The sequence below is a fragment of the Mycolicibacterium rhodesiae genome, from assembly GCF_002086695.1.
GTDB classification, from domain to species: Bacteria; Actinomycetota; Actinomycetes; order Mycobacteriales; family Mycobacteriaceae; genus Mycobacterium; species Mycobacterium rhodesiae.
The window spans coordinates 83,241-108,509 of sequence record NZ_MVIH01000012.1; the positions used below are offsets into that span (position 1 = coordinate 83,241).

Consider the following 25,269-nt stretch of genomic DNA (forward strand, 5'->3'; position numbering starts at 1 on the left):
CGCGCGTCCGCCGTTATGTCGCAATGCGGTGGGAAACTGGTCGGATGCGGCTGTATCGGGATCGGGCGGTCGTGCTGCGCCAGCACAAGCTCGGTGAAGCCGACCGCATCGTCACCTTGCTGACCCGCGACCACGGTCTGGTCCGCGCGGTTGCCAAGGGCGTGCGCCGTACCCGCAGCAAATTCGGTTCCCGGTTGGAGCCGTTCGCTCACATCGACGTCCAGCTGCACCCCGGTCGCAACCTGGACATCGTCACCCAGGTGGTGTCGATCGACGCCTTCGCCACCGACATCGTCAGTGACTACGGTCGCTACACCAGCGCCTGTGCGGTCCTGGAGACCGCCGAGCGGCTCGCCGGGGAGGAACGCGCCCCGGCGCCGGCGCTGCACCGGCTCACGGTCGGCGCGTTGCGCGCGGTGGCCGACGGTGCACGCAGCCGCGAGCTGGTCCTGGACGCCTACCTGCTGCGGGCCATGGGCATCGCCGGCTGGGCGCCGTCACTGACCGAATGCGCCCGCTGCGCGGCACCGGGACCGCACCGCGCGTTCCACATCGCCGCTGGTGGCAGCGTCTGCATGCATTGCCGTCCGTCCGGCTCGACGACACCGCCGCAGGCGGTGCTGGATCTGATGTCCGCGCTGCACGACGGGGATTGGGAGCTTGCGGAGGCCTCGACGCCGTCGCACCGCAGCCACGCCAGCGGCTTGGTGGCTGCGCATCTGCAGTGGCATCTGGAACGCCAGCTGCGCACTTTGCCGCTGGTGGAGCGTGTCTACCGGCGGGCCGCTGACCACGGGATGGAGATGTTCAGGCAGGATGAGCCATATGGCGATGAACCGGGTGACCAGCTCGTGGCGGGGGGCTGAGCGCAGGCGGAAAGAGACCTTTCCGCAGCTGCCCCCGGCGCCCGACGACTACCCGATGTTCCCGGACACCTCTGTGTGGCCGGTCGTGTTTCCGGAGCTGCCGCCCGCGCCGGACGGCGGCCCGCGCCGGCCGCCCCAGCACACCTCCAAGGCCGTGCCGCCGGCGATTCCGGCCGCCCAGATGCCCAAGCATGTGGCCGTGGTGATGGACGGCAACGGACGCTGGGCGACGCAGCGCGGGTTGAGCCGCACCGAGGGCCACAAGATGGGCGAGGCGGTGCTCATCGACATCACCTGCGGAGCCATCGAGATCGGCATCCAGCACCTGTCGGTGTACGCGTTCTCCACCGAGAACTGGCGGCGCAGTACCGAAGAGGTGCGGTTCCTGATGGGCTTCAACCGCGAGGTGGTGCGCCGGCGCCGCGAGAATCTGGACGCGATGGGCGTCAACATGCGCTGGGTGGGGTCGCGGGCGCGGATGTGGCGCAGCGTGATCAAGGAGTTCGACATCGCCGAGAACATGACCGTCGGCAATGACGTCATCACGGTGAACTATTGCGTGAACTACGGCGGGCGGGCCGAGATCGCCGAAGCGGCAAAACAGATCGCGCGTGATGCGGTGGCCGGCCGGATCGACCCGGAACGGGTGAACGAGGCAACGATCACCGAGCATCTGCACCGGCCCGACATTCCCGACGTCGACCTGTTCATCAGGACGTCGGGGGAGCAGCGGGCGAGCAACTTCATGCTGTGGCAGGCCGCGTACGCCGAGTATGTGTTCCAGGACAAGCTGTGGCCCGATTACGACCGGCGCGATTTGTGGGCGGCATGCGAGGAGTACGCCGAGCGCAACCGGCGTTTCGGCCGGGCCTGACCATGCTGTTGGACGCACGGCTGGCCGAGGTTCTGAGCGCTGTCGTGCCGGTCGAGGTGGAACCGGACGGCGCGCTGACGGTGCGCTATGAGGGGACGTTCGCGTCGCTGCGGACGGTCACCATTGCCGAGGACATCAAGATGGTGTCGGTGACGCAGGTCCTCGGCTGGGATCTGTCGTCGACTGCCGACCTTCGCAAACGTGTTGCCGCGCAAGCGCAGTCGACGATGCTGGGGACGGTGACGTTCGTCGAGTCGGGCAAGAAGGGCGACATCATGCTGCGCTACAACTTTCCCGGCGATGGTCTGGCCGATCATGCGCTGCAGACGCTGGTGCTGATGGTGCTCGCCGGCGGGGCCGATGCCCGCCGCGCGCTCGTCGACTAGCTCAGCCGCCTCGCCGAGATCGACACCAGCGCGGGAAAGTTCGAGTAGGTCCCACGCTGACGTCGATCTCGGCGCGCGAGCTCGGCTCTGCGGGGCCCGAAGGCTCTGGGTAACACGGTTGGTGTCCGCCTCCGAGCGACAACGGTTGTCGCTCAAAGGCGGACGCAATGCATGTAGTCCACACTCGTCGACTAGCTGTTGGGTGGCTCGCCGAGATCGACACCAGCGCGGGAAAGTTCGACTAGCTCAGCTCCGGCACTGCCCGCAGGTGCCGAACAACTCGATCGTGTGGCTGACGTCCGAAAAGCCATGCTCGGCAGCCACTTCCGCGGCCCAGGCCTCGACTTCGCGACCGCTGACCTCCACCGCCGCGCCGCAACTTCGGCACACCAGGTGATGGTGATGGTCCGCGCCGGCGCAGCGCCGGTAGACCGACTCCCCGGTGTCGGTGCGCACCATGTCCACCAGATCGGCCGCCGACAGCGACTGCAGCGTCCGGTACACGGTGGTCAGTCCGATGTTCTCGCCGCGGCGGCGCAGCTCGTCGTGTAACTCCTGCGCCGAGCGGAACTCGTCGACGGTGTCGAGCAGCGCGATGATGGACGCCCGCTGACGGGTAGCACGCACCCCGCCCGCCCCCGCGCGCGGACGGGTTTCCGCTCCGGTCACGAGTGCTCCTCGCCGGCGTGGCTGATGGCGGCGACGATGATCTCGGCGAGGTGCTCGTCGACCAGTCGGTAGATCACTTCCCGTCCGGATCGCTCGCCGGCGACCACGCCGGCCGCCTTCAGGATTCGCAGGTGCTGGCTGACGAGGGGTTGCGGGACGTCGAGCGCGTCGACGAGTTCGTGCACGCACCGCCGGGACTCCCGCAATTGCAGAACGATCGCGATCCGCACCGGGGCGGCCAGCGCGCGCAACAGCTCACCGGCGCGTTCCAGAAGGGCGGCATGGTCGGTGGCGGTGGTCATGGCACACCTCCCCGTTATTGGAAACGATTTCCAGTTGGCGTCCACTTTTCCATGCACGATCACGCATGTCAAAGGCTCCGGTGAGAGGTCGCTAGGCTATGGGGCTGTTGTCCGTTCACAGAACAGGAGTGGCACCCACCGTGGCGTCCGTCATCGATTCCGTCGTCAACCTGGCCAAGCGTCGTGGCTTGGTCTATCCAGCCGGCGAGATCTACGGCGGGACCAAGTCGGCCTGGGACTACGGCCCACTGGGCGTGGAGCTCAAGGAGAACATCAAGCGCCAGTGGTGGCGGTCGGTGGTGACCGGCCGCGACGACGTCGTCGGCCTGGACAGCTCGATCATCCTGCCGCGCGAGGTGTGGGTGGCCTCCGGCCACGTCGAGGTGTTCAACGATCCGCTCATCGAGTGCCTCAACTGCCACAAACGTCATCGCCAGGATCACCTTCAAGAGGCGTACGCCGAGAAGAAGGGAATCGCGGACCCCGAGTCGGTCGCCATGACCGAGATCGTCTGCCCGGACTGCGGCACCAAGGGCCAGTGGACCGAGCCCCGCGAATTCAACATGATGCTCAAGACCTACCTCGGGCCGATCGAGTCCGAGGAGGGCATGCACTACCTGCGCCCGGAAACCGCCCAGGGCATCTTCGTCAACTTCGCCAACGTGGTGACCACCTCGCGCAAGAAGCCGCCGTTCGGTATCGGCCAGATCGGCAAGAGCTTCCGCAACGAGATCACCCCCGGCAACTTCATCTTCCGCACCCGTGAGTTCGAGCAGATGGAGATGGAGTTCTTCGTCGAGCCGGCCACCGCGCCCGAGTGGCACCAATACTGGATCGACACCCGGCTGCAGTGGTACATCGATCTGGGCATCAACCGCGACAACCTGAGGCTGTTCGAGCATCCCAAGGAGAAGCTGTCGCACTACTCGGCGGGCACCACCGACATCGAGTACAAGTTCGGCTTCCAGGGCAACCCCTGGGGTGAGCTCGAAGGCATCGCCAACCGCACCGATTTCGACCTCAAGACGCACTCGGAGCATTCCGGCACCGACCTGTCGTTCTATGACCAGGCCGCCGACACCCGCTACATCCCGTATGTCATCGAACCCGCAGCGGGACTTACCCGTTCGTTCATGGCGTTCCTGGTCGACGCCTACGCCGAGGACGAGGCGCCCAACGCCAAGGGCGGGGTGGACAAGCGCACGGTGCTGCGGTTGGACCCGCGGCTGGCGCCGGTGAAGGCGGCGGTGCTGCCGCTGTCACGGCACGCCGATCTGAGCCCGAAGGCCAAGGATCTGGCCGCGGAGTTGCGCAAGAACTGGAACATCGAGTTCGACGACGCCGGCGCGATCGGCCGCCGCTACCGCCGCCAGGACGAGATCGGCACGCCGTACTGCGTGACCGTCGACTTCGATTCCCTCGAGGATCACGCGGTGACGGTGCGCGAGCGCGACCAGATGACCCAGGAGCGGATCGGCATCGACTCGGTGGTCGACTACCTGGCCACCCGGCTTAAGGGCTAAAAGCGGCCACCGCCGCCCAGCATTCCGCCGCCGTCGGATCCGCCTGACGATCCGCCGAAGGTGGTCGACGACCATCCGCCGCCACCGCCGAAGCCGCCGCCGAATCCACCGCGCATGCCGCCGGACAGGATGTTGCCGAGGATGATGCCGCCGATGACGGCGCCCATGTTCGACGAACCGCCAACGCCGCCATAGTGATTCATGTAAGTGCGCTGCGCGGCCTGGACGTCGTTGTTGGCCAGCTGCTGGGCTTGGGCGGCCAGCATCGACGCACCGTTGGCATGTGCGATCGCCTCGGCGACGTTGGTCTTGCGTTTGGCCTGCGCGGCCTCGAGTTGACGCACCGCCTCATTGAGCCGGGTGCGAGCCTCGGGCCCGACGCTGCCGCGGCGGGTGTCGACGTAGTCCGCCACCGAACGCACCCGCGACTGGGCGGTGAACAGCGCCTGGTCGTAGGACCGGCCCAGCCGTTCGGCGTTCTCCCGTTCCTCGGCGACGCTGGCCAGCAGCCGGTCGAGATCGGCGTCGGCCTGGGTCAGCTGCGTGAACGCCCCCAACGGGTCGGCCGATCCGTTGGTCTGGGCCGCGGCCACCGCCGCGACCGCGGCGTCGCGGGCGGCGGTCAACTCGGCGGTGTTGGACAGTCCGCCCTGGGTCAGCTGGGCCACGGCCTGGTTGATGCCCTGCTGAGTGTCGGCGATCGCCGCAGGCAGGGTGGCGACCGCGCGCCGGATGTCGCCGGCCGCGCTGTCAACCGCGTCGAGCATCGAATCGGCCTGTTGCAGGGCGGCTTCCGCGCCGCGCACACAATCGACCAGTTCACTCTGCTCGCCGGCGACCGGCTTGGCCACCAGCTCGCGGGCCCGGCTGATCGAGTTGTCGGCGAAGTCGAGCCGCTCCTTGGCGGCAGCGGCGTTGCGCGCCACCGAGACCAGCGCCGACTCGGCGAATTCGGTGTGCAGCTGAGTCAACGTGCCCTCGGCGGGATCGATGCGGGCACTGACGTCGACCAGCTTCTGGGTCAGCGTGTCCAGCCGGTCGGGTGCGTTGATGACGAGGTCGCGCAGCTGATGGAACGCCTGGTTCTGGGCGTCCAACTCACGGTTGGCCCGCGCGGCGGCAACCACCACCCGGGTCAACAGATCGCGGCGTTGTGCGGGCGTCTCAGGCACCGCGTCGTCGAGCTGCTGGCGCACGTTGAACGCCTGCTGCAGGGTGGCCTTGGCGTTCTCGACGGCGCGCACGAATGGTTGCGTCTGCTGCTCGCCGAATTCCTCAGTAGCCAAGGTCAATTCGTTGGAGCTGGTACGCACCGCATTGTCGACGTCGACGACGATCGACCGGGACAGCTCGTCAAGTGCGTCGAGCGGAACCGATGCCAGGGCATTGGGATCGGTGGGGTCGACCCGCTTGGCGGCGGCCACTTCGGCCTCGTGCCGCTTGCGCCGTCGCTGCCGGCTCCACACCAGCAACACCACCACCGCCAGGACGATGACGCCGAGAATGATCACCAGCGGTAGTAGCGAGAATCCGCCGCCGCTGCTGGTCTTGGCCGCCAGACCGTCAGCCGCCGCGATCGCGGCACCGGCCCAGTCGCCGTTGTGCAGGGCGGGTTCGATCTTGTCGTGGCGCAGGTCGTCGATCTTCGCGCCGCCGGCCGCCGCGGTGGGCACCAGGAAGGCGTAGGAGCGCTGCCCGGTCGCGACCGCCAGGATCGCGTCCTGATTGCTCAGATCGCTGGCCAGGCGGGTTTCCTCGGTCCAGCCCACTGCAGTCTTGGGGGCGAAGGAGTCGACGAACACCACCCACAGCCGCACGTTCCGCTCGCGGTAGAGGCTGTCGACGGCGTTCTGCACGCTGGCCAGCTGGCCGCCGGCCAGCACTCCGGCGTTGTCGGTGACGTAGTCCGGCAGCCGGAACGGTGGCTCGGCTGTCGCGGCGGGTGCCACCAAGGTGGCGGTGGTCAGGATGGCCGCGAGCAGGCTGAACAGACGTGCGAGGCGCATGACCGTCAAATGTAGTAGGGCCGGTGCTGGCAGACTGTGCGTCGGTGACGACGAATGAGAACGGCCACTACGACGAGGCCGACCGTGAGCGGGTGGTGCACGAGCCGCCGAAGACTGCCGGTCTGCCCGGTACGTCGACGGAGCACCGCACTGACTTCGCTCGCGACCGGGCGCGCGTGCTGCACTGTGCCGCTCTTCGCAGGCTGGCCGACAAGACTCAGGTGGTCGGTCCGCGGGAGAGTGAAAACCCGCGCACCAGGCTGACGCATTCGCTGGAGGTCGCCCAGATCGGGCGGGGGATGGCGCTGCCGCTGGGCTGCGATGCCGACCTGGTGGACATGGCGGGCCTCGCGCACGACATCGGCCATCCGCCATACGGCCACAACGGGGAACGCGCGCTCGACGAGTTCGCGGCCGCCTGCGGCGGTTTCGAGGGCAATGCCCAGAATTTCCGCATCCTGACCCGTATCGAGCCGAAAGTGCTTGACGGACAAGGTCGCAGCGTCGGACTGAACCTGACCCGGGCGGGACTCGACGCCGTCACCAAGTACCCGTGGTTCCGCGAACCGGGCGTGCGCAAGTTCGGCTTCTACGAAGACGACCGGGCGCTGGCCGAGTGGGTGCGAGGTGCCGCGCCGTCGCGACGGCCGTGCCTGGAGTCCCAGGTGATGGACTGGGCGGACGACGTGGCCTACTCCGTGCACGACGTCGAAGACGGCGTGGTGTCCGGCCGCATCGACCTGCGGGTGCTGGCCGACGCCCACGCCGCAGCGGCGTTGGGCGCGCTGGGGGAGTCCAGCACGATCGCCGCCGCCGACCTGGAGGCCGCCGCCGAGCGGTTGTCTCAGCTGCCGGTGGTCGCCGGCGTCGGCAAGTACGACGGCACGCTCGGGGCATCGGTCGCACTCAAGCGGCTCACCAGTGAACTGGTCGGCCGGTTCGCCTCGGCGGCAGTGCGGCTGACCCACGAGGTCGCCGGGCCGCAGCCGCTGGTGCGCTACCAGGCCGATCTGCAGGTACCCGCGACCGTCCGGGCCGAGGTGGCGCTGCTCAAGACGCTGGCGCTGCAGTTCATCATGTCCGACCCGCGGCACCTGGAACTGCAGGCGCAGCAACGGGAACGGATCCACCGGGTGGCGAACTGGCTGCTCGACGGCGCGCCCGCGACACTGGATCCGATATTCGCCCCGGAGTTCACCGCCGCCGCTGACGACGCGGCGCGGATGCGGGTCGTCGTCGACCAGCTCGCCTCCTACACCGAAGGCCGGGTGGAGCGCATCGACGCGCACATCGCCGACGGATGCGCGTCCTAGACTGTGCCGATGACGACAGCGGTGAGCGGAGGTGGAGACCGCAAGGGCCGGATCTCCGAACGCGACATCGCCGCGATCCGTGATCAGGTCCGCATCGAGGACGTCGTCGGCGACTACGTGCAGCTGCGCCGGGCCGGTGCCGATTCGATGAAGGGCCTGTGCCCGTTCCACGACGAGAAGTCGCCGTCGTTCCACGTGCGGCCCAATCACGGGCATTTCCACTGCTTCGGCTGCGGCGAAGGCGGCGACGCCTACGCCTTCATCCAGAAGATCGAGCACGTCAGCTTCGTCGAAGCCGTCGAAATGCTGGCCGACCGCGTCGGCTACACCGTGACCTACAGCGGCGGCGGTACCAGCGTGCAGCGCGACCGCGGCAGCCGGAGCAGGCTGATCGCCGCCAACGCCGCTGCGCAGGAATTCTATGCTGCCGCACTGGAATCCGAGGAGGCCGCGCCCGCGCGGCAATACCTGACCGAGCGCAATTTCGACGCTGCGTCGGCCCGCCAGTTCGGCTGCGGGTTCGCGCCGTCGGGCTGGGATTCGCTGACCAAGCATCTGATCCGCAAGGGCTTCGAGTTCAAGGAACTCGAAGCCGCCGGGCTGTCGCGTGAGGGCAGACGCGGACCGATGGATCGCTTCCACCGCAGGCTGCTGTGGCCGATCCGCACCGCCAGCGGCGAAACTGTCGGCTTCGGCGCTCGCCGCATCTTCGCCGACGACCAGATGGAAGCCAAGTACGTCAACACCCCAGAAACGGTGCTGTACAAGAAGTCGAACGTGCTCTTCGGCATCGACCTGGCCAAGCGCGATATCGCCAAGGGACATCAGGCCGTCGTCGTCGAGGGCTACACCGACGTGATGGCGATGCATCTGGCGGGTGTGACCACCGCGGTCGCGTCCTGTGGCACCGCGTTCGGCGACGAGCACCTGTCGATGCTGCGGCGGCTGATGATGGACGACAAGTTCTTCCGCGGCGAGCTGATTTACGTCTTCGACGGCGACGCGGCAGGGCGCGCGGCCGCGCTCAAGGCGTTCGCCGGCGAGCAGAACCTGGCGGGGCAGAGCTTCGTGGCGGTGGCTGCCGACGGGATGGACCCGTGCGATCTGCGGCTGGCGCAGGGGGACGGTGCGCTGCGCGACCTGGTGGCCCGGCGGACGCCGCTGTTCGAGTTCGCGATCCGCACCGCACTGGCCGAGCACGATCTGGAATCCGCCGAGGGCCGGGTGGCGGCGTTGCGCCGCTGCGTGCCGATGGTCGCTCAGATCAAAGACCCCACGCTGCGCGACGAGTACGCCCGTCAGCTCGCCGGCTGGGTGGGCTGGGACGACGTCGCCCAGGTGATCGCCCGGGTTCGGGAGGAAGCCGGTCACAAGCCGGCCGGCCGCGATAACAAGCGCGCCGCGCCTGCCCGCACCAAGGTCACCGACGCCGGGGCCCGGCGACCCGACCCGCGCGACCCGACCCTGTGGCCGCAGCGTGAGGCGCTCAAAGCCGCTCTGCAGTATCCGGCGCTGGCCGGACCGGTGTTCGACTCGCTGACCGTGGAGAGTTTCACGCATCCCGGGTACGCCGCGGTGCGGATCGCGATCGAGGCCGCGGGCGGGACCTCGTCGGGCATCGTCGGCGCACAGTGGATCGACACCGTGCGCGAACGGGCCGGCGCTCCGCTGACCGAGGGTCTGATCACCGAGCTCGGAGTCGAGGCGATCCGGGTCGAGGAGGAAGAGGAGAAGCTGCCGCGGTACGTCGGCGGTGTGCTGGCCCGGTTGCAAGAGGTGTGGGTAGGCCGTCAGGTTGCCGAGGTCAAGTCCAAACTGCAGCGGATGTCGCCGGTGGAGCAGGGCGACGAGTACCACGCCCTGTTCGGTGACCTGGTCGCGTTGGAGGCGTATCGGCGCAGCCTGCTGGAACAAGCCAGCGGCGACGACCTCACTGCGTGAAAACTTCCATCGGGTTATGGTTAACGTGCTGCCTGTCTCCGGCGAAAGGTCAGATATGACTACCGCGAATTCTCGTGCCCGGCGTATCGCCACCTTCGGTGCGCTTGCCGTGGCTGCGGCTGCGGTGCCGGCCCTGGCGGCGCTGGAGGCCCCGGTCGCATCGGCAAATCCCGGCGGCACCTGCCTGGCCTGGTTCGGGTCGCGTGGCGACGGGCAGTGCCTGTCGTATTCGAACAACAACGTCAGCATCGGCACACCCCAGTTCGGTGTCTACGGTCCTGACGCGGGGTCGATGCCCGGTGGTGGTATCGGTGTGAGCACCGGCCCGCTGCTGCCGGGTCAGACCATCAGCATCCCGCTGGGCTAGTTTTCCGGGTCGCGAGATCGACCTGAGGGCTGTGAATTTGTGCGCTTGACGACCGTGAGGTCGATTTCGTCGTACCTACTTCTCCGACCGCTGTGGTTCCACCACGGTGGTGTTGGCGTCGATCTCGGTGAGCGTGACCATCTTGGGGTCTGGATCCGGTGACACCCGGTCGGCGAGCTTGCGGCGTCCTGCGTCGATCACGGTCTTCGTGGCGGGATTGTCGGTGATGGCGCGGTAGGTGCCGACGATTTGCTCGTAGCGCTTACGGCCCGCCTTGGTGCCCAACACATAACCCACGCCGAGCACGGCCAGATACTGGATCACTGCATTCCCTTCCTGAATCCTCGCGCCTCCATCCTGCCTGACGTACCTGTGTTGGCGCTCGCCCGCCGGTTTGGCATCCGGGGTCCCCGGTAAGCTAGAGTCACTCTCCGGTCCGCATCAGCGCGAAAGCACTCACGCGGGCTGCAGATAGTCCCCTGTAGCTCAATTGGCAGAGCTTCCGACTGTTAATCGGACGGTTCTTGGTTCGAGTCCAAGCGGGGGAGCAAGGTCATTCAATTCGTCGTTCGTCACCAGTCAAAGGCTTGGAAGACGAGCATTCCTAAACACAGCACCACGCCCAGGTAGGGGATCACCGTCGGGACGTTGAGGTAGCCGCGGTGCGAGCGCTGGCGCCGCTTGATGACGATCAATGACGCGTTCACGAGCGTGAAGATGATGAGCACCAACAGGCTGGTGAGCCGTGCCAGCGATACCAGCGGGAGCAGTGCGGTGCCGGCGATCATGACCGACACCACGACGACGGTCGCCGTCACCGGCGTCTGGTAGGAACCGTGCACGCGGGCGAACCTGCTGTGAATCCACCCTTCCTTGGCCAGTCCGTAGAGAATGCGCGAGCCCATGATGATCTGCACGATGACGCCGTTGATCGCGGCAACCATGCCGATCAGGCTGAGGAAGACCCCGTGGCCGGCGCCGCTTCGTTCGAACACCAACGTCAGCGGTGCCTCGCTGCGCGCGAGTTCACCCGGGGGCACCAAGGTCGTCGAGACGACGACAACCAACAGATACAGAACAGTCGAGAACAAGAGCGCGAAAAGGATGGCCAGAGGCATGGTTCGGCTCGGCTTTTTGGCTTCCTCAGCGACATTGACCATGTCTTCGAAGCCGATGAAGGCGTAGAAGGCCAGAAAGGCCCCGGCGAACGCCGCCGAGTCCGACCGCCGGGTCGATCGAGACCAAGCGGCCGACATCGATGTGTGTGAAGGCGTTCCGCCCGAACCAGATGACCACCACCAGACCCAAGACTTCGAGCCCGGTAAGGATTGCGGCCGTCGTGGCCGATTCGCCAATCCCTTTGATGGCGATGGCGCCGAGCACTACGAGCAGACCGATACTGCCCACGAGCGTGGGCACGGCTAGGAACGAGTTCAGATATCCGGCGAAGCCCTGGGCGAGCGCGGCCGCGGAGGCGATTCCGCCTCCAACCATTGTGAGACCGACAATGGTTGAGAGCCAGCGCTTTTCGAAAGCACGGTGGAGGTAGATGGATACGCTGGCGCTCACCGGATAGCGGCCCGCGAGCTCGGTATAAGACAGCGCGGTGACTGCGGCGACGGCCATCGCGATGAGGAAGGCAAGGGTAGTGCTGGAGCCCGCGAAACCCGCCACCTTCCCGACGAGTACGTATATTCCGGCACCGAGGATGTTGCCGAGTCCGTACAGCGTGACCAGAGGCAAGCCCAGCGTCCGCTTCAGTGTGGCGCCGTCGCCGACGGGTTCCGTCATGGCCGCATCGACGGTCGGCGCAGGATTCTGGCCGGCCGGCGGTTGCGCATCGCACCCAGTTCGACACAGCCTGGGTCATCCATCCGCGGAAGTGTATTCGGACGATCCTTCGTGGGCTGGTCGTCGGCCGCGTCTCGGGTCGCCGCCTCTCTGCACTGTTGGCCGCCGACCTGATGACTTTCTGCCCTATTCGACCTCAGTCGCGGGGGAGTCCAGGGGCCCAATCTCATTGGCGTACAGGGATCGTCGTGCGCAGGATCCGACGGGACTGGTCAGGACGGACGAACGCGTCACAGCCACAGATACAAGCCGGACAGCAGCGCCCACAGCCCCACGCAATACACCTCGAACGCCATTCGCAGAGGGATCGGGGCGTGCCGCAACTCCATGAAGTCCAGGCCCACCAGCCGCACCTTGATCGCCGCGATCGCCAGAACCGCGACCGCGACCAGTGAGCCGGTGCCGTGGTCCGCGCCAAGGATGAACGACGCCAGCGTCGCGGCCACCAGGATCAGCCAGCTCACGCCGGCCCGATTACGCATCAAATCCAGCATCAGCTCACCAGGTACAGCAGAGGGAACAGGACGATCCACAGCAGGTCGACCAGATGCCAGAAGCAGCCGCCGCCCTCGATCACCGCCAGTCGGGTCGCCGACAGTTCGGTGCGGCGCGTCTGCGTCATCATCAACGCCAGCACGAGGATGCCGATGCAGACGTGCAGCAGGTGCAGCCCGGTGAGGATGAAGTAATACAGGTAGAAGTGGTTGACGCCCGCGGTGTGCCCGTCTCGAACCAGCAAGACGTACTCGGTCACCTTCAGCGCCACGAACACCACACCGCAGCCGGCAGCGATGACCAGTGCCCGGGCGGCGATCGCACGCGCACCGGTGCCCAGTCCGCCGATCGCCGCCACCACGAACAGCGAACTGGTGAGCAGCACCAGTGTGTTGACCAAGCCGATGTTGACGTGCAGCGTCTTGCGGGCGGCGTCGAAAATCTCTGGCGCCTTTGATCTTTCGACCATGAAGGTGGCGAAGAAGGCCGCGAACACCAGCATGTCGCCGAGCAGGAAGACCCAGGTGCCCTGTTCGCCGGGGATTCGGCGGCTGGCGGTGGCGGATGCGCCCGCCGTCATGCTTGTTCGGCCAGCTGCTGCGCCTTGATTCCGCGATTGAGCACGTAGGTGGTGGTGAACATCCACACCGTCAGCGCGAGTCCGGGAATGTAGAACGCAAACACCCCGTGCCACGCCAGCGGACCGTCGTTGAATACGACGACTACGCAGCCCGGTAGCGACAGCAGCGCCACCCACAGGTTGAGGTAGCCGTACCAGCGGGGGAACGTCTGCGGTTCGGTGCTGTCGATGAACGACGCGATCGCCAGCGTGATGTTCTGCACGATGATCGTGCCGACGATGCCGATGAACATCAGCCAGAACACGTCGTTGAGCGCCTGGGTGATCTCCGGCGACCTGCTCTCCGGCCGGAACGCCGCAGCGGCCAGTACGAGGAACGGGAACAGCAGCGCGGGAACGAATATCGTCGCCGCGAACAATTGCGTCATCGACAACATGCCCCAGCGCCCCTCGACGCGGCGGATCCGCAGCACGATGGTGGCCAGGAACGGCAGGGCGATCACCGAGGTCAGCAGGCAGCCGGCGATACCGATCCGGATCCAGATCTTGTGGTCGATGAAAAAGTCGGCGACCTCCGTCGGCGACCACACCGGCGAGATCGGCGGGAACAACCGCGCCAACCCCGACATGCAGGTTCCGTACAGCAGGATCATGATCGTTCCGCACCATGCGCCGATGCGCTGCAGCGTGAGCTCCACGGCCGCGACCTTACTGGGTCACTCCCACAGTTTTGTCAAAATTGTCAAAACCGCTAGTCGAGGATGTTCTCCGGGTGCAGCATCTCTGCATACCGCAACTGTTCGGGGATCCCGAAGCCGTCGACCAGCAGTTCGGCGTGCGGCCGAAGGTCGCGGCAGCGCTGGTTGATGCCGCGCGTGACGGCCTTGGCGCGCTCGGTGGACAAGAACCGGTGCTCGATGAACCAGGCCTTGTCGTCCTCAATCACCGACAGCGCGTACAGGTCGCACACCATTCCGAGGATGTTGCGGGCTTCCTCGTCCTCACAGGCGTCGATACCGGCGACGAATGCCTCGAGCACGATCCGGTCGATGTGCGCTTTGGCCGTGTGCAGCACGTGATCCTGCACGGCATTGAAGGCGTCGAATGCCGACATCTCCTTGGACTTGCGTTGCAGCCGGCGCGCCACCGACGCCAGCAGGTACTCCTCGCGGTCCTCGAACATCTGGACCTGGGTGCCGCGGTTGAACAGGCTGCCCTCCTCCTCGTTGTCCTGACGGGAATCGAGGATGGTTTGCATGATCGTCTCGGCCGCAGTCCTTTTCAATACGCGGTCGCCGGCGAAGTTGGCGGCGAAGCGTACCCACTCCACCGGGCTCATGCCCTTGATGTCGTCGGCGTAGGCGGTCAGCAATTCCTTGGCGACCAGTTGGGTGAGCACATGATTGTCACCCTCGAAGGTAGTGAACACGTCGGTGTCCGCGCGCAGCGCGATCAGCCGGTTCTCTGCGAGATAGCCTGCGCCGCCGCATGCTTCGCGGGCTTCCTGAATAGCAGTGCTGGTGTGCCAGGTGTTGGCCGCCTTCAGCCCGGCGGCCCGGGATTCGAGCTCACGCTGCTCCTCGGCGTCGGGGTTGTCCGAGGTCTGCAGGTCGTGCAGGCGGGCGACCAACTCGTTCTGGGCGAACTGCAACGCATAGGAGCGGGCGATCAAGGGGAACAACCTGCGCTGGTGCACCAGGTAGTCCATGATCAGCACTTCGCCCTCATCGTCGGGTGCACTGAACTGCTTGCGCTGCAAGGCATATCGCACCGCGATGTCCAGCGCCACCCGGCCGGCGGCCGCTGCGCTGCCCCCGACGGTGACCCGGCCTCGGATCAGTGTGCCCAGCATCGTGAAGAAACGCCGGTTCACGTTCTCGATGGGGGAGGAATACGTGCCGTCCGCCGCGACGTCACCGTATTTGTTCAGCAGGTTGTCGCGCGGAATGCGGACGTTGTCGAACATGATCCGGCCGTTGTCGACGCCGGGCAGGCCGCCCTTGTAATGACAATCCGAGGTCGTGATGCCGGGCAGGTCGTTGCCGTCCTCGTCACGCAGGGGAACGACGAAACAGTGCACGCCGTGCGATTCGCCATTCGTGATCAACTGCGCGAAAACGGCTGACACCTTGGCGGTTTCGGCCGCACCGCCGATGTAGTCCTTGCGCGATGTCGGCGTGGGGGAGTTGATCACGAACTCCTGCGTCGCCGGATCGTAGGTGGCGGTGGTCTCCAAAGCCTGGACATCACTGCCGTGCCCGGTCTCGGTCATGCCGAAGCAGCCCATCAGGTCCAGGTCGATGATGCGCTGGACGTAGGCCTTGTGGTGACGCTCGGTGCCCAGGTTCTCTACGGCGCCGCCGAACAAGCCCCACTGCACGCCTGCCTTGACCATCAGTGACAGGTCGGACATTGCGAGCATCTCGATGCGGGTGACGGCGGCGCCCACATCGCCGTTGCCGCCGTGCTCCTTGCGGAAGCCGTCTTCAGCGGCGCCCTTGGCCGCCATGATCTTCATCTGCTCAGCCACCTTCGCGCGAGCGATGACGGTGTTGGGCGTGTAGTGCGGCCGGAAGACTTCCGTGGAAAGTTCGTCTCGCACGGCGTTCTTGACGTCTCGCCAACGGCCGTCGAGCGCGTTCCGGAGGTGCTCCGCAGTGGTGGTCATGGCATGAAGGTATCCCCGCAGCGCATTTGGCAAACGCGGATGTGGCAAACACAGGCCAACCTCAGTGAAAGTGACTCGACGGGCTGGCGTTCAATGGCGCACATGGCCGCGTCCGAGGGGACCCCCGCTCCGGGACACCTGCCTCACGACATCGATCACTCCCATCCCGACGTCACCGGAGGCTGGCTGCGTGCGGCGACCTTCGGGGCGATGGACGGATTGGTCTCCAACAGCGCGCTGATCGCCGGTGTCGCAGCCGGCGCCGGGGCGCACACCGTGGTGCTCAGCGGCGTCGCCGGATTGCTCGCGGGTGCATTCTCGATGGCGCTGGGCGAATATACGTCCGTCACGACCGCCAACGAGCAGATCGATTCCCAGGTACGCATCGAACGGCGCTCGTTCGAGCGGCATCCGCACGCCGAACGGGACGAACTCGTCTCGATGTTGATGGACATGGGGATGTCCGAGGCCACCGCCCGTCAGGCCACCGAGGAAATCCATCGCGACGAGGACCAAGCTGTGCACTTCCACCTGTCGCAGGAGCTCGGCGTCGACCCGCGGGAGAAGCCGTCCCCGGTGATCGCCGCGGTCTCGTCCTTCGTGATGTTCGCACTCGGCGCCATCGTCCCGCTGCTGCCGTACCTGTTCGGTTCCGAGAAGCTGTGGCTCGGTCTGGTGTGCAGCGGAGTTGGGTTATTGGTGGCCGGCGCAGTGGCCGCGAAGTTCACCAAGGGCTCGATGTGGCTCGGCGCCGGTCGGCAGTTGGCGTTCGGTGCCATCGCGATCGCGGCCACCTACGCGGTCGGAAATCTCGTCGACGCGGCCTTGTGAGCAATACGCTGACGCGGTGATTCGTAGCGTCGGGAAGCTCGGCCCGCTGAAGGTGTCGGGTCTCGTGTGGTGGCAGATGCGCTGGGATCTGCTTGCGATCATCGTGGTGGCCGGGATCCTGATCCCCATTCCCGACCCCACCCAGATCGACTACGCCTCGGCGGTGTTGTCGGTGTTGGGTATCGGCGCTTCGGTGTTCATCGGCTTCCGTAACACCACCGCCTACAACCGGTGGTGGGAGGCCCGAACGCTGTGGGGCAACGTCATCATCAACTCCCGTGCCACCGACAACACGCTGTGTTCGGTGGACTCCGGATCCCCGGAAATGGCGGATGTCCTGAGCCGGATGCGTCGCCGCCAGGTGCGCTATGCCTGGCAGCTCGCCGCCGACCTCCGCAAGATTCCCGCCCTGCCGGGCGTCGCCGATCTCACGCCGGAAGATCCCACCGACATCGGTGCCACCGAGTTGCTGACGCGCCAGGCGGTCGACATCCAAACCCTTTCAGCGAGCGGACATATCGACAACCAGGCTCGCGTCATGCTGATGAGTGTCAACACCGCACTGGTGACCGCCCAAAGCGGGCTGGAACGTATCCGAAACGAACCGATTCCGCTGCAGTACGAGGTCTTCGTCCGCGGGCTGGCCTGGTTCTTCGCGATCATGGCGTTCAGCAGGCTCGACGGATCCTCACATCCCTATGCCGGGGTGATCATCGGGCTGTTGTTGATGGCGGTTTTCATCGGCGCCGAGCGCCTCGGGCACTTCATCGAGCAGCCCATGCAGAACGGAGTCTTCGACATCGCGATGTACCGGTTCTGTGGCGTCATCACCGGCGACCTGTTGGGCAGGAACCATCCGCTGGCTCAGCCACGGGAAAGCGCGAAGGCCACCATCTGGATGTGAGCACGCACGGCGTTGAGCGCCAACAGTTCAGCTGTCGCTGCCGATGGTCACCGCGGTTGCCTGCTCGGTCATCTCCTCGACGCCGTCCTCTTCTGTGTCAATCCCACTCAGGTGGCGGGCGGTCAGCGCCAGCACTCCGGCGCCGAGCAGCACCGCACCGGCGCCGACCCAGAACGGCAGGTGCACGCTGATCCGCTCGCCGAGGACACCGGCCAGCCATGGTGCGACGGCGGCGCCGCCGAAGCGCATGAAGCTGTAGGCCGCCGAGGCGACGCCGCGTTCGACCGGTGCGGCCTTCATGACGGTTTCGGTGATCAGCGTGTTGTTGATGCCGATGAACAGGCCGGCGATGACCACACAGGTGGCCAGGATGGTCTTGTTGTCGGTACCGACGGCCATCACCACCAGAAGCGCCGAGAAACACAACAGATTCAGCAGCAGCCCCCGGACGGTACCGAAGCGGTGCTGCAACCGGGGCGCCACCACCACCGAGGTGAAAGCCAGGCACAGACCCCAGCCGAAGAAGATCAGCCCGATCTCGTGGGCGTTCATGTCGAGGGGGAACGGCGTGAACGCCAGCAGCGTGAAGAAGCCGAAGTTGTAGAGCAGCGCGGTCACCGCGACACCGAGCAGGCCCCGGTGACGCAGCGCGCGGAACGGGTCGGCCAGCGTCGTCATCCGCTGAGGGCGCGGTGTCTCGGGCAGCAGCACCGCCGTCACCACCAGGGCGATGGCCATCAGCGCTGACACGCCGAAAAATGGTCCACGCCAAGAAATTCCACCCAGCACTCCACCGACCAGCGGGCCGACCGCGATGCCGAGCCCCAGCGCGGCTTCGTAGAGGATGATCGCCTGGGCCACCGAGCCGCGTGCGGAGTTGACAATGGTGGCCAGTGCGGTCGCGATGAACAGCGCATTGCCCAGCCCCCAGAGCGCGCGCCAGCCGACGATGCCCATGACGGTGTCGCTCATCCCGGCGAGCCCGGCGCCGGCGATGATGACCACCAGGCCGAGCAGCAGCGTGCGCTTCGGGCCGATGCGGCTCGACACCACACCGGTGACCAGCATGGCCACACCCATGACGGCCATGTAGCTGGTGAACAGCAGCGACACCTGCGACGGTGTGGCGTTGAGATTGTCGGCGATCGGTTTCAGGATCGGATCGACGAGCCCGATGCCCATGAACGCGACGACGGATGCGAACGCAACGGCCCAGACGGCCTTGGGTTGACGCCACATGAGTGGCTCACTCCTAACTACTTCGGTGACGTGTCGAGGTCGCCGAGCAGGCGATGCAATGCTCCGACGGCGGTCGACAGAATTTCGCGGTCCTCGTTCGAGAGTCGCTCGATGCGCGGATCGATCACCGCGGCGCGGTCGGCGCGGACCTGGGCCAGCATCGTCTTGCCCTCGGGGGTGATGCGGATGCGGACTGCACGCGCATCGTCGGGGTCGGGGGTGCGGGCCACCAGGCCGGCGTCTTCGAGACGCCGTACCTGCGTGGTCATCGTCGGCTGCGAGCAGTGGTCGAGTTCGGCCAGATCGGAGATGCGGGCCTCGCCCTGGTCGTCGATTGTGCTGAGCAGCCGGGCTTGCGCCCACGGCAGCGGCAGCCGGATCCGCTGGGTGGCCAGCCGGTTGAGCCGCGCGACGACGGTGAGCAGCTCAGAACCCAAGCCCGGGTGCGACGTGGAAGCCGCGCCGGGGCGCTCTTGGGTAGGCGTCGGACTCATACCGACCATATTTACATAGAAATACTATGTTGTCGCCCAGCTGCCTGGTGTCATTTCTCACAGCTTTCCCACAGGTGGCCCTGGCCGCGGCAGGCCGAACCCCCGAGCAGCCCGCCGCGGCTGGCAGAATCAGGTGATGACCGCGACGAGACCGGAGGCGCCTGCGCAGCCCTCCCGACCGTCGCTCGATCGCCGTCGAACCGGCTCGCTGTCTCCCGTCGAGATGGCCCAAGCCTCGGTGATGGCCGCGCTGGCCGCCGCGATGGCGATCATTTCCGTCGTCGTGCCCTTTGCCGGTGGACTCTCGCTTCTCACCACCGTGCCGATGGGACTGCTCGGTTACCGCTACCGCCTGCGGGTGTTGCTCGCGTCGACGGTTGCGGCGAGCGTCGTGGCCTTCCTCATCGCCGGTATCAGCGGGCTCATGGTGGTGGTCAACTGCGCCTACGTCGGTGGGCTGGCCGGCATCATGAAGCGCCGCGGACGCGGCACCCCGACCGTCATCGCGGTGGGCCTGGTGGCCGGTGTGGTGTTCGGTCTCTTCATCATCGCCGCGTTGACCGTGCTGGTTCGGCTGCGCACGCTGACGTTCTCGGCGATGACCGCCAACTTCGACGGTGTGGTCTCGGTGATGTCGCGCTTCGAGCCGTTCCGGCCTGCCGCCGAGGATGCGCGGCACATGTTCGGCGTCGCCCTGGAGTACTGGCCGGCGCTGTTGATGGTCTACGCGATGTTCTCGATCATGGTCGTCACACTGGTCGGGTGGTGGGCGCTGTCGCGGGTGTTGGACCGCTTGCGCGGCATTCCCGATGTGCACAAGCTCGAGCCGCCCGACGAGTCCGGTCCGGTCGCACCGGTTCCGGTCCGTCTGATCGACGCCGGGTTCCGGTATCCCAACGCTGCGCGGGACGCGCTGCGCCCCGTGAGCTTGTCGGTCGACGTCGGCGAGCACGTGGCGATCACCGGCGCCAACGGCTCCGGCAAGACCACGCTGATGCTGCTGCTGGCCGGGCGGAACCCCACCTCCGGCACGATCGAGCGGCCGGGCGCGATCGGGCTGGGTAAGCCGGGGGGCACCGCCGTGATCTTGCAGCACCCCGAAAGTCAGGTCCTGGGAACGCGAGTCGCCGACGACGTGGTGTTCGGCCTGCCGCCGGGGACGCACACGGATATCGCGGCGCTGCTCGACGAAGTCGGCCTGGCGGGCATGGAAGAGCGGGACACCGGCGGATTGTCCGGCGGTGAGCTGCAGCGGCTTGCGGTCGCCGCCGCGCTGGCCCGCACGCCGTCGATGCTGATCGCCGACGAGGTCACCAGCATGGTGGATCAGCGCGGTCGCGAAGCATTGCTGAGCGTGCTGTCCGGCCTGACCGAACGCCACCGGATGGCGCTGGTGGCGATCACCCACTACAACAACGAAGCCGACACTGCCGACCGGATCGTCAATCTCACCGAGTCGCTGGACAACACCGACATGGTCGAAACCACCGCCGCGCCAACGGCGACGGTCAGTGCTGCGCCGCGCGCCGCCGAACCGGTGTTGCAACTCGAACATGTCAGCCACGAATACGCCGCGGGCACACCGTGGGCCAAGCCCGCGCTGACCGATGTCAACTTCACCGTCCACGAGGGCGACGGCCTTCTCATCCACGGTGGCAACGGTTCCGGCAAGTCGACCCTCGCCTGGATCATGGCGGGCCTGACCACGCCGACGTCCGGCGCGTGCCTGGTGCGCGGGCGCCCCGCCCCGGAGTGCGTCGGCGAGGTGGCCATCGCTTTCCAGGCCGCCCGGCTGCAGCTGATGCGCAGTCGAGTGGATCTGGAAGTTGCGTCCGCGGCCGGCTTTTCAGTCCACGACACTGCCAGGGTGCGCGCCGCGCTGGCCAAGGTCGGCCTGGACGCCTCGCTGGCCGGGCGTCGCATCGACCAGCTCTCCGGCGGACAGATGCGCCGGGTGGTGATCGCCGGCCTGCTGGCCCGCTCGCCGCAGGCTCTGATTCTCGATGAGCCGTTGGCCGGTCTCGACGCGGCCAGCCAGCGTGGATTGCTGCGGCTGCTGAGCGATCTGCGCCGCAACAGCGGACTGACCGTCGTGGTGATCTCGCACGATTTCGTCGGGCTCGAGGAGCTGTGCCCGCGCACCCTGCATCTGCGCGACGGTGTGCTCACCACCGCGCCGACCGCGGAGGAAGTATCGTGACGACCGCCCGTCAGCCCCGCCCGGTGGTGCTGCTGCGTCCGGTGCCGGGCACGTCACCGATCCACGAGCTGTGGGCCGGCACCAAACTGGTTGTGGTCCTCGGCTTCTCGGCACTATTGGCGTTCTATCCGGATTGGGTGCCGATCGCTCTGGTCGCGATCCTCATCGGCACCGCGATCCGGATGGCCCGCATCCCGCGCGGTGTGCTCCCGTCGGTACCCAAATGGCTGTGGTTCTTACTGCTGCTCGGCGCCGTGACCGCGACGCTGGGTGGTGGAACGCCGGTACTGCACCTGGCGTCCCACGCCTTCGAACTCGGCGGGCTGCTGAAGTTCGTGCGCATCACCGTGGTGGCGATCGTGCTGCTGGCCCTGGGGATGATGGTGTCGTGGACGACGAACGTCGCCGATATCGCGCCCGCGGTGGCGCGGCTGGGTAGGCCGCTGAAATTCTTTCGCATCCCGGTTGACGACTGGGCGGTGGCGCTTGCCTTGTCCCTGCGGGCTTTTCCCATGTTGCTCGACGAGTTCCGGTTGCTGTACGCCGCGCGACGGCTGCGGCCGCGTCCGGTGCTGACCAGTCGCCGCGCTCGGCGCCGGCGGTGGGCCATCGAGATGGTCGACCTGATGTCGGCGGGTGTCACGGTGGCTCTTCGGCGTGCTGACGAGATGGGTGATGCGATCACCGCGCGCGGCGGGACCGGCACGATCTCGGCGGCGCCGTCGGGGCCCAAGCGCGCCGACTGGGTGGTCTTGGCGATCTGCGCGCTGGTGTGTGTGGTGTCCGTCGGCCTGCAGGTGACGGTGCTCGCCGGGATCTAACGCGCGGCCGCGGCGTTGGCGGCCCGCTCCGCCGCAGGCAACGCCTCATCGACCGGCGTTCGGCCCAGGAACATTTCGTCGAAGTGCGGCTTGATCGCCTGATATCCCGCCGCGAAGCCAGGGCCGCCGGGTGCGGGGATCCGCGGCCCGTCGAGCACCCGGAAGAACGGCGTCACATCGACGCCTTTCGCCGACCAGTAGTCGAAGTACACCTGCCGGGCAGGCAGCACTGCCGGGATGGCGGCGCCGTGGCGGCCGAGGTAGGAATTGCCGCGATCGCTGCCCAGCCAGGCCAGCACCTCGCGCACCGCGTCGGGGTGGCGGCTGGCCGGATTGCCAGCGGCGACAATGCCGTTGGTCACGCTGACCCGGCCCGCCGGGCCGGCCGGCAGCAGCGCAACGCCCCAGCGGAACCTCGCCTGCTCGGCGACCTGTGCCAGGTTGTAGGTGCCTGACTGGAACAGCGCCATCCGTCCGGATAGAAACTGGTTGCGGGAGAAGTCGCCGTTGTCGTTGGTGTCGGATGCGGGCGGGGCGACCCGGTCGGTGTTGATCAGCCCGACGACGTAGCGGAACGCGGTCGCGGCCTGCGGGTTGTCGAAGGCGAATCGGTCCCCATCGGAGAAGACCCCGCCCGCCGAGCCGATGTAATTCAAGTAGATGGCCTGTAAGTCGTTGGCGGCGTTGTACGCCCACTGCTTGCCGTGGGTCAGGCGCTGCAGCATGGGCCGCAGGGTGTCGATGCTCGGGTCGGGATCCCAGCGCAGCGTGTCCAACGCGGCGGGGTCGATGCCGTCGGCGGCCAGCAGGTCGGCGTTGTAGTACAGGGCGATTCCGGCGTCGGTCAGTTGCGGCACGCCCCACAACGAACCCTCCCGGGTGAACTGCGCGATCACCGACGGGTCCCAGTGCGGGCTCGGCGCGACCGACATCAACCGGTGGTTGTAGGCGTATTCGGCGAAGTTCGCGTTGTTGAGCCAGAAGATGTCATCGGCGCCGCCGCCTGCGACGTCGGTGCGCAAGGTGGTGAAGTAACTGGCGTAGGGGACGACGTTTGTGCGCACCTCGATGCCCGGATGGGTTCGGCTGAACTCGGTGAACGACTCGGCATAGGCGGCCGCCACCTGCGGATCCCACACCCGCACGGTGACCACGGTCGTGCCCGACGGTTCGCTTGTGCGGCCCAGCGCCAGGGCCGCAGAAACCAGTACCACCGCGACCGCGATCAGCCCGGCCAGCATCCGGGTGGAGAACCGTGGCGGCCAGCTCATTTCAGTCCCGTCACGACGATCGAGCGGACGATCTGGCGCTCGAACACCAGGAACAATGCGATCAGCGGGACGATCGCCACCGTCGTCGCTGCCATCACCAGCGTCCACTGTGCGTTGTACTGGGTCTGCAGACCCGCGGTCGCGACGGTCAGCACCCGCCAGGTGCCACCGCTGGTGATGACCAGCGGCCACATGAACGAATTCCATTGACTGACAACGGTGATCAGGGTCAATGTCACCAGGATCGGCTTGCTGGCCGGCAACACCACGTGCACCAGCACATCAAGGGTGTTGGCGCCGTCCAGCCGGGCGGCGTTGACCAGGTCGGTGGGGATGCCGCGAAAGTACTCGCGCAGCAGGAATATCGCGTAGGGGGAGCCGAAGACGAACGGCAACACCAACGCCCAGAACGTGTTCCGCAAGCCCAGCTCAGCCATCATCAGATACAGCGGCACCACGGTCACCGTGCCGGGGACCATCAGCGTCGCGATGTAGATCCAGAACATGGCGTCGCGGCCGGTGAACTCCAGGCGGGCGAACGCATACCCCGCCAGGACCGAGAACGTGAGTTGCGCCAGTGTGATGATCGCCGTCATCAGCGCTGTCACCGCCAGCGCCCGGCCGAATCCGGCGTCACCGAGCGCGGCGTAGTTGGCCAGCGTCGGCGGACTCGGCAGCGACAGCGGAGTGCCGGTGGCGAACTGCTGCGCCGAGGTGAACGACGTCAACAAACCCAGCCCGAACGGGGCCAGGGTGATCAGCGCACCGGCCAGCAGACCCAGGTAGATCAGCGCGTTACGTGAGGTCATAGCTGATCCGCCGGCGGAAGTAGAGGTGCTGGACGATCGTCGCACCGACCAGGATGACGAACAGCACCAGCGCCATCACCGCTGCCCGCCCGATCGCGGCGGCGCCGAACGCTTCGGCATAGATTCGGTGCGCCACCAGATCGGTGCGCCCGGCGGGCCCACCGCCGGTCAGCGCGTACACGGTGTCGAACACCTGCGCCGCGCTGACGATGCCGGTCACCGAGACGAAGAACAGCGTGGGGCGCAGCATCGGCAGCGTGATGTGCCAGAACCGCTGCCAGCTCGTCGCGCCGTCGAGACGGGCCGCGGCGTGGATCTGCGGCGGAATCGCCAGGATCCCGGCCAGGAAGAACAGTGTCACGTAGCCGACGTTCATCCACACCGTCACCGCGGAGACCACCGGCAACGCCAGCCCGGGATCGGTCAGCCACTCCACGCGGCGCGCCAACAGCGTGCTCACCGCGCCGTCGGTCGGCGCCAGGATCCAATGCCACAGCACCGCGACCGCCAGCGGCGAGCACACCCACGGCACCACGTACACGGTGCGGAACACGCCGCTACCCGGCAGCTCGCGGGACAACAGCGCCGCGGCGAACAGACCCAGAAGGATCTGCGCCGGAACCACGATCGCGATGAACGCCAGCGTCACCAGCAGGGAGTTACCGAAGCCGGGGTCGGAGAGCACCGAACGCCAATTGTCCAGTCCTACATAGCGGATGGGGCCCAGCAGATCCCACCGATGCAGGCTCAGCCAGACCACCACCAGCATGGGCAGTAGCAAGAAGCAGACGACCCCGAACAGGCTCGGCCCGAGCAGCGCGTACCCCAACAGGGCGGAACGTGCGCGCCGAGCCATCAC

General features: G+C 66.8%; 26 protein-coding genes and 1 tRNA gene. 12 read left to right on the forward strand and 15 right to left on the reverse strand.

The genetic code is table 11. From position 1 onward, the window contains the following. Positions 1-44 precede the first annotated feature (44 nt). Genes recO through BST42_RS21705 form a run of 3 tightly spaced genes read left to right on the forward strand, consistent with a single transcriptional unit; the run spans position 45 to position 2,126 of the window. The gene (gene recO / locus BST42_RS21695) at positions 45-866 is read left to right on the forward strand and encodes a DNA repair protein RecO (protein WP_036344473.1); all 822 of its coding nucleotides are present in this window, start codon (positions 45-47) and stop codon (positions 864-866) included. After that, complete coding sequence (locus BST42_RS21700; protein WP_207569551.1) at positions 826-1,740, forward strand: decaprenyl diphosphate synthase; 915 nt, start codon at positions 826-828, stop codon at positions 1,738-1,740. Before recO ends, BST42_RS21700 begins: the two co-directional genes overlap by 41 nt. 2 nt (positions 1,741-1,742) lie before the next feature. Beyond that, complete coding sequence (locus BST42_RS21705) at positions 1,743-2,126, forward strand: hypothetical protein (protein ID WP_083121389.1); 384 nt, start codon at positions 1,743-1,745, stop codon at positions 2,124-2,126. Between the two features lie 246 nt (positions 2,127-2,372). On the opposite strand, the gene BST42_RS21710 is transcribed toward BST42_RS21705, so the two are convergent. Continuing rightward, positions 2,373-2,795 carry a Fur family transcriptional regulator gene (locus tag BST42_RS21710; protein WP_083121390.1) on the reverse strand — a complete coding sequence of 141 codons (423 nt, stop codon included), beginning with the start codon at positions 2,793-2,795 and terminating at the stop codon, positions 2,373-2,375. Further along, a complete protein-coding gene (locus tag BST42_RS21715) occupies positions 2,792-3,097 on the reverse strand; it encodes an ArsR/SmtB family transcription factor (RefSeq protein WP_083121391.1) in 306 nt (101 codons plus the stop codon). Before BST42_RS21715 ends, BST42_RS21710 begins: the two co-directional genes overlap by 4 nt. Before the next feature lie 140 nt (positions 3,098-3,237). Here BST42_RS21715 and BST42_RS21720 point away from each other — a divergent pair, with 140 nt between their 5' ends. After that, positions 3,238-4,620 carry a glycine--tRNA ligase gene (locus BST42_RS21720; RefSeq protein WP_083121463.1) on the forward strand — a complete coding sequence of 461 codons (1,383 nt, stop codon included), beginning with the start codon at positions 3,238-3,240 and terminating at the stop codon, positions 4,618-4,620. Here BST42_RS21720 and BST42_RS21725 read toward each other — a convergent pair. After that, positions 4,617-6,626 (reverse strand): TPM domain-containing protein, encoded by a 2,010-nt coding sequence (locus BST42_RS21725; RefSeq protein WP_083121392.1) that lies wholly within the window; start codon positions 6,624-6,626, stop codon positions 4,617-4,619. The genes BST42_RS21720 and BST42_RS21725 overlap by 4 nt on opposite strands. A 44-nt stretch (positions 6,627-6,670) precedes the next feature. Between BST42_RS21725 and BST42_RS21730 the strand changes: the two genes are divergently transcribed. From BST42_RS21730 to BST42_RS21740, 3 genes are read left to right on the forward strand one after another with little or no spacing between them, the layout of a single operon-like run. Further along, positions 6,671-7,939: a deoxyguanosinetriphosphate triphosphohydrolase gene (locus tag BST42_RS21730; protein ID WP_083121464.1), complete on the forward strand. Its 1,269-nt coding sequence runs from the start codon at positions 6,671-6,673 to the stop codon at positions 7,937-7,939. 9 nt (positions 7,940-7,948) lie between these two features. Continuing rightward, the gene (gene dnaG / locus BST42_RS21735; RefSeq protein ID WP_083121465.1) at positions 7,949-9,880 is read left to right on the forward strand and encodes a DNA primase; all 1,932 of its coding nucleotides are present in this window, start codon (positions 7,949-7,951) and stop codon (positions 9,878-9,880) included. Between the two features lie 55 nt (positions 9,881-9,935). Then, a complete protein-coding gene (locus BST42_RS21740; protein ID WP_083121393.1) occupies positions 9,936-10,247 on the forward strand; it encodes a DUF7155 family protein in 312 nt (103 codons plus the stop codon). Positions 10,248-10,322: 75 nt separating this feature from the next. Here BST42_RS21740 and BST42_RS21745 read toward each other — a convergent pair whose 3' ends face one another. Then, positions 10,323-10,571 (reverse strand): hypothetical protein, encoded by a 249-nt coding sequence (locus BST42_RS21745; RefSeq protein WP_036344477.1) that lies wholly within the window; start codon positions 10,569-10,571, stop codon positions 10,323-10,325. A 151-nt stretch (positions 10,572-10,722) separates the two neighbouring features. Between BST42_RS21745 and BST42_RS21750 the strand changes: the two genes are divergently transcribed. Further along, a tRNA-Asn gene (locus tag BST42_RS21750) sits at positions 10,723-10,795 on the forward strand. Positions 10,796-10,819: 24 nt separating this feature from the next. On the opposite strand, the gene BST42_RS30345 is transcribed toward BST42_RS21750, so the two are convergent. From BST42_RS30345 to BST42_RS21780, 6 genes are all read right to left on the reverse strand, one after another. Beyond that, positions 10,820-11,503, reverse strand: coding sequence for an APC family permease (locus BST42_RS30345; RefSeq protein ID WP_083121394.1), 684 nt, complete (start codon positions 11,501-11,503; stop codon positions 10,820-10,822). Next, entirely contained in the window at positions 11,391-12,038 is a 648-nt protein-coding gene (locus tag BST42_RS30350; protein ID WP_083121395.1) for an APC family permease, read from the reverse strand. Before BST42_RS30350 ends, BST42_RS30345 begins: the two co-directional genes overlap by 113 nt. Before the next feature lie 290 nt (positions 12,039-12,328). Continuing rightward, positions 12,329-12,592: a cytochrome C oxidase subunit IV family protein gene (locus tag BST42_RS21765; protein WP_083121396.1), complete on the reverse strand. Its 264-nt coding sequence runs from the start codon at positions 12,590-12,592 to the stop codon at positions 12,329-12,331. After that, a complete protein-coding gene (locus tag BST42_RS21770) occupies positions 12,592-13,173 on the reverse strand; it encodes a cytochrome c oxidase subunit 3 (RefSeq protein WP_083121397.1) in 582 nt (193 codons plus the stop codon). The genes BST42_RS21765 and BST42_RS21770 overlap by 1 nt, the downstream gene beginning before the upstream one ends. Beyond that, positions 13,170-13,826 carry a hypothetical protein gene (locus BST42_RS21775; protein ID WP_083121466.1) on the reverse strand — a complete coding sequence of 219 codons (657 nt, stop codon included), beginning with the start codon at positions 13,824-13,826 and terminating at the stop codon, positions 13,170-13,172. The genes BST42_RS21770 and BST42_RS21775 overlap by 4 nt, the downstream gene beginning before the upstream one ends. A gap of 98 nt (positions 13,827-13,924) precedes the next feature. Continuing rightward, positions 13,925-15,841, reverse strand: a complete 1,917-nt coding sequence (locus tag BST42_RS21780) for an acyl-CoA dehydrogenase family protein (RefSeq protein WP_083121398.1) — start codon at positions 15,839-15,841, stop codon at positions 13,925-13,927. Between the two features lie 102 nt (positions 15,842-15,943). Between BST42_RS21780 and BST42_RS21785 the strand changes: the two genes are divergently transcribed. Together BST42_RS21785 and BST42_RS21790 are read left to right on the forward strand one after the other, a co-directional pair. Beyond that, positions 15,944-16,672, forward strand: a complete 729-nt coding sequence (locus tag BST42_RS21785) for a VIT1/CCC1 transporter family protein (protein ID WP_083121399.1) — start codon at positions 15,944-15,946, stop codon at positions 16,670-16,672. Positions 16,673-16,688: 16 nt separating this feature from the next. Continuing rightward, positions 16,689-17,576 (forward strand): bestrophin family protein, encoded by an 888-nt coding sequence (locus BST42_RS21790; RefSeq protein WP_083121400.1) that lies wholly within the window; start codon positions 16,689-16,691, stop codon positions 17,574-17,576. 27 nt (positions 17,577-17,603) lie between these two features. Here BST42_RS21790 and BST42_RS21795 read toward each other — a convergent pair whose 3' ends face one another. Both BST42_RS21795 and BST42_RS21800 read right to left on the reverse strand, forming a co-directional pair. Beyond that, positions 17,604-18,815, reverse strand: a complete 1,212-nt coding sequence (locus tag BST42_RS21795; protein ID WP_083121401.1) for an MFS transporter — start codon at positions 18,813-18,815, stop codon at positions 17,604-17,606. A gap of 17 nt (positions 18,816-18,832) precedes the next feature. Next, entirely contained in the window at positions 18,833-19,309 is a 477-nt protein-coding gene (locus tag BST42_RS21800; RefSeq protein ID WP_083121467.1) for a MarR family winged helix-turn-helix transcriptional regulator, read from the reverse strand. Positions 19,310-19,445: 136 nt separating this feature from the next. Here BST42_RS21800 and BST42_RS21805 point away from each other — a divergent pair, with 136 nt between their 5' ends. Both BST42_RS21805 and BST42_RS21810 read left to right on the forward strand, forming a co-directional pair. Further along, a complete protein-coding gene (locus BST42_RS21805) occupies positions 19,446-21,509 on the forward strand; it encodes a DUF2232 domain-containing protein (RefSeq protein ID WP_083121468.1) in 2,064 nt (687 codons plus the stop codon). After that, a complete protein-coding gene (locus BST42_RS21810) occupies positions 21,503-22,330 on the forward strand; it encodes a CbiQ family ECF transporter T component (protein WP_110918721.1) in 828 nt (275 codons plus the stop codon). Before BST42_RS21805 ends, BST42_RS21810 begins: the two co-directional genes overlap by 7 nt. Here the strand turns inward: BST42_RS21810 and BST42_RS21815 are convergent. The 3 genes from BST42_RS21815 to BST42_RS21825 are packed head-to-tail and all read right to left on the reverse strand — an operon-like array spanning position 22,327 to position 25,266. Beyond that, the gene (locus tag BST42_RS21815) at positions 22,327-23,601 is read right to left on the reverse strand and encodes an ABC transporter substrate-binding protein (RefSeq protein ID WP_083121403.1); all 1,275 of its coding nucleotides are present in this window, start codon (positions 23,599-23,601) and stop codon (positions 22,327-22,329) included. The two genes, BST42_RS21810 and BST42_RS21815, sit on opposite strands and share 4 nt — an antisense overlap. After that, entirely contained in the window at positions 23,598-24,410 is an 813-nt protein-coding gene (locus tag BST42_RS21820) for a carbohydrate ABC transporter permease (RefSeq protein ID WP_083121404.1), read from the reverse strand. The genes BST42_RS21815 and BST42_RS21820 overlap by 4 nt, the downstream gene beginning before the upstream one ends. Further along, positions 24,397-25,266 (reverse strand): carbohydrate ABC transporter permease, encoded by an 870-nt coding sequence (locus BST42_RS21825; RefSeq protein ID WP_083121469.1) that lies wholly within the window; start codon positions 25,264-25,266, stop codon positions 24,397-24,399. Before BST42_RS21825 ends, BST42_RS21820 begins: the two co-directional genes overlap by 14 nt. Between the last annotated feature and the right edge of the window lie 3 nt (positions 25,267-25,269).

Bases quoted from the DNA above. Each gene is read 5' to 3' on its own strand.
- BST42_RS21800 (WP_083121467.1), bottom strand. From the start codon at position 19,309: ATGAGTCCGACGCCTACCCAAGAGCGCCCCGGCGCGGCTTCCACGTCG.
- BST42_RS21815 (WP_083121403.1), bottom strand. From the start codon at position 23,601: ATGAGCTGGCCGCCACGGTTCTCCACCCGGATGCTGGCCGGGCTGATC.
- BST42_RS21825 (WP_083121469.1), bottom strand. From the start codon at position 25,266: ATGGCTCGGCGCGCACGTTCCGCCCTGTTGGGGTACGCGCTGCTCGGG.
- BST42_RS21740 (WP_083121393.1), top strand. From the start codon at position 9,936: ATGACTACCGCGAATTCTCGTGCCCGGCGTATCGCCACCTTCGGTGCG.
- BST42_RS21700 (WP_207569551.1), top strand. From the start codon at position 826: ATGGCGATGAACCGGGTGACCAGCTCGTGGCGGGGGGCTGAGCGCAGG.
- dnaG (WP_083121465.1), top strand. From the start codon at position 7,949: ATGACGACAGCGGTGAGCGGAGGTGGAGACCGCAAGGGCCGGATCTCC.
- BST42_RS21820 (WP_083121404.1), bottom strand. From the start codon at position 24,410: ATGACCTCACGTAACGCGCTGATCTACCTGGGTCTGCTGGCCGGTGCG.
- BST42_RS21765 (WP_083121396.1), bottom strand. From the start codon at position 12,592: ATGCTGGATTTGATGCGTAATCGGGCCGGCGTGAGCTGGCTGATCCTG.
- BST42_RS21780 (WP_083121398.1), bottom strand. From the start codon at position 15,841: ATGACCACCACTGCGGAGCACCTCCGGAACGCGCTCGACGGCCGTTGG.
- BST42_RS21715 (WP_083121391.1), bottom strand. From the start codon at position 3,097: ATGACCACCGCCACCGACCATGCCGCCCTTCTGGAACGCGCCGGTGAG.
- BST42_RS30345 (WP_083121394.1), bottom strand. From the start codon at position 11,503: ATGTCGGCCGCTTGGTCTCGATCGACCCGGCGGTCGGACTCGGCGGCG.
- recO (WP_036344473.1), top strand. From the start codon at position 45: ATGCGGCTGTATCGGGATCGGGCGGTCGTGCTGCGCCAGCACAAGCTC.
- BST42_RS21785 (WP_083121399.1), top strand. From the start codon at position 15,944: ATGGCCGCGTCCGAGGGGACCCCCGCTCCGGGACACCTGCCTCACGAC.
- BST42_RS21775 (WP_083121466.1), bottom strand. From the start codon at position 13,826: ATGATCCTGCTGTACGGAACCTGCATGTCGGGGTTGGCGCGGTTGTTC.
- BST42_RS21795 (WP_083121401.1), bottom strand. From the start codon at position 18,815: ATGTGGCGTCAACCCAAGGCCGTCTGGGCCGTTGCGTTCGCATCCGTC.
- BST42_RS30350 (WP_083121395.1), bottom strand. From the start codon at position 12,038: ATGACGGAACCCGTCGGCGACGGCGCCACACTGAAGCGGACGCTGGGC.
- BST42_RS21725 (WP_083121392.1), bottom strand. From the start codon at position 6,626: ATGCGCCTCGCACGTCTGTTCAGCCTGCTCGCGGCCATCCTGACCACC.
- BST42_RS21770 (WP_083121397.1), bottom strand. From the start codon at position 13,173: ATGACGGCGGGCGCATCCGCCACCGCCAGCCGCCGAATCCCCGGCGAA.
- BST42_RS21805 (WP_083121468.1), top strand. From the start codon at position 19,446: ATGACCGCGACGAGACCGGAGGCGCCTGCGCAGCCCTCCCGACCGTCG.
- BST42_RS21705 (WP_083121389.1), top strand. From the start codon at position 1,743: ATGCTGTTGGACGCACGGCTGGCCGAGGTTCTGAGCGCTGTCGTGCCG.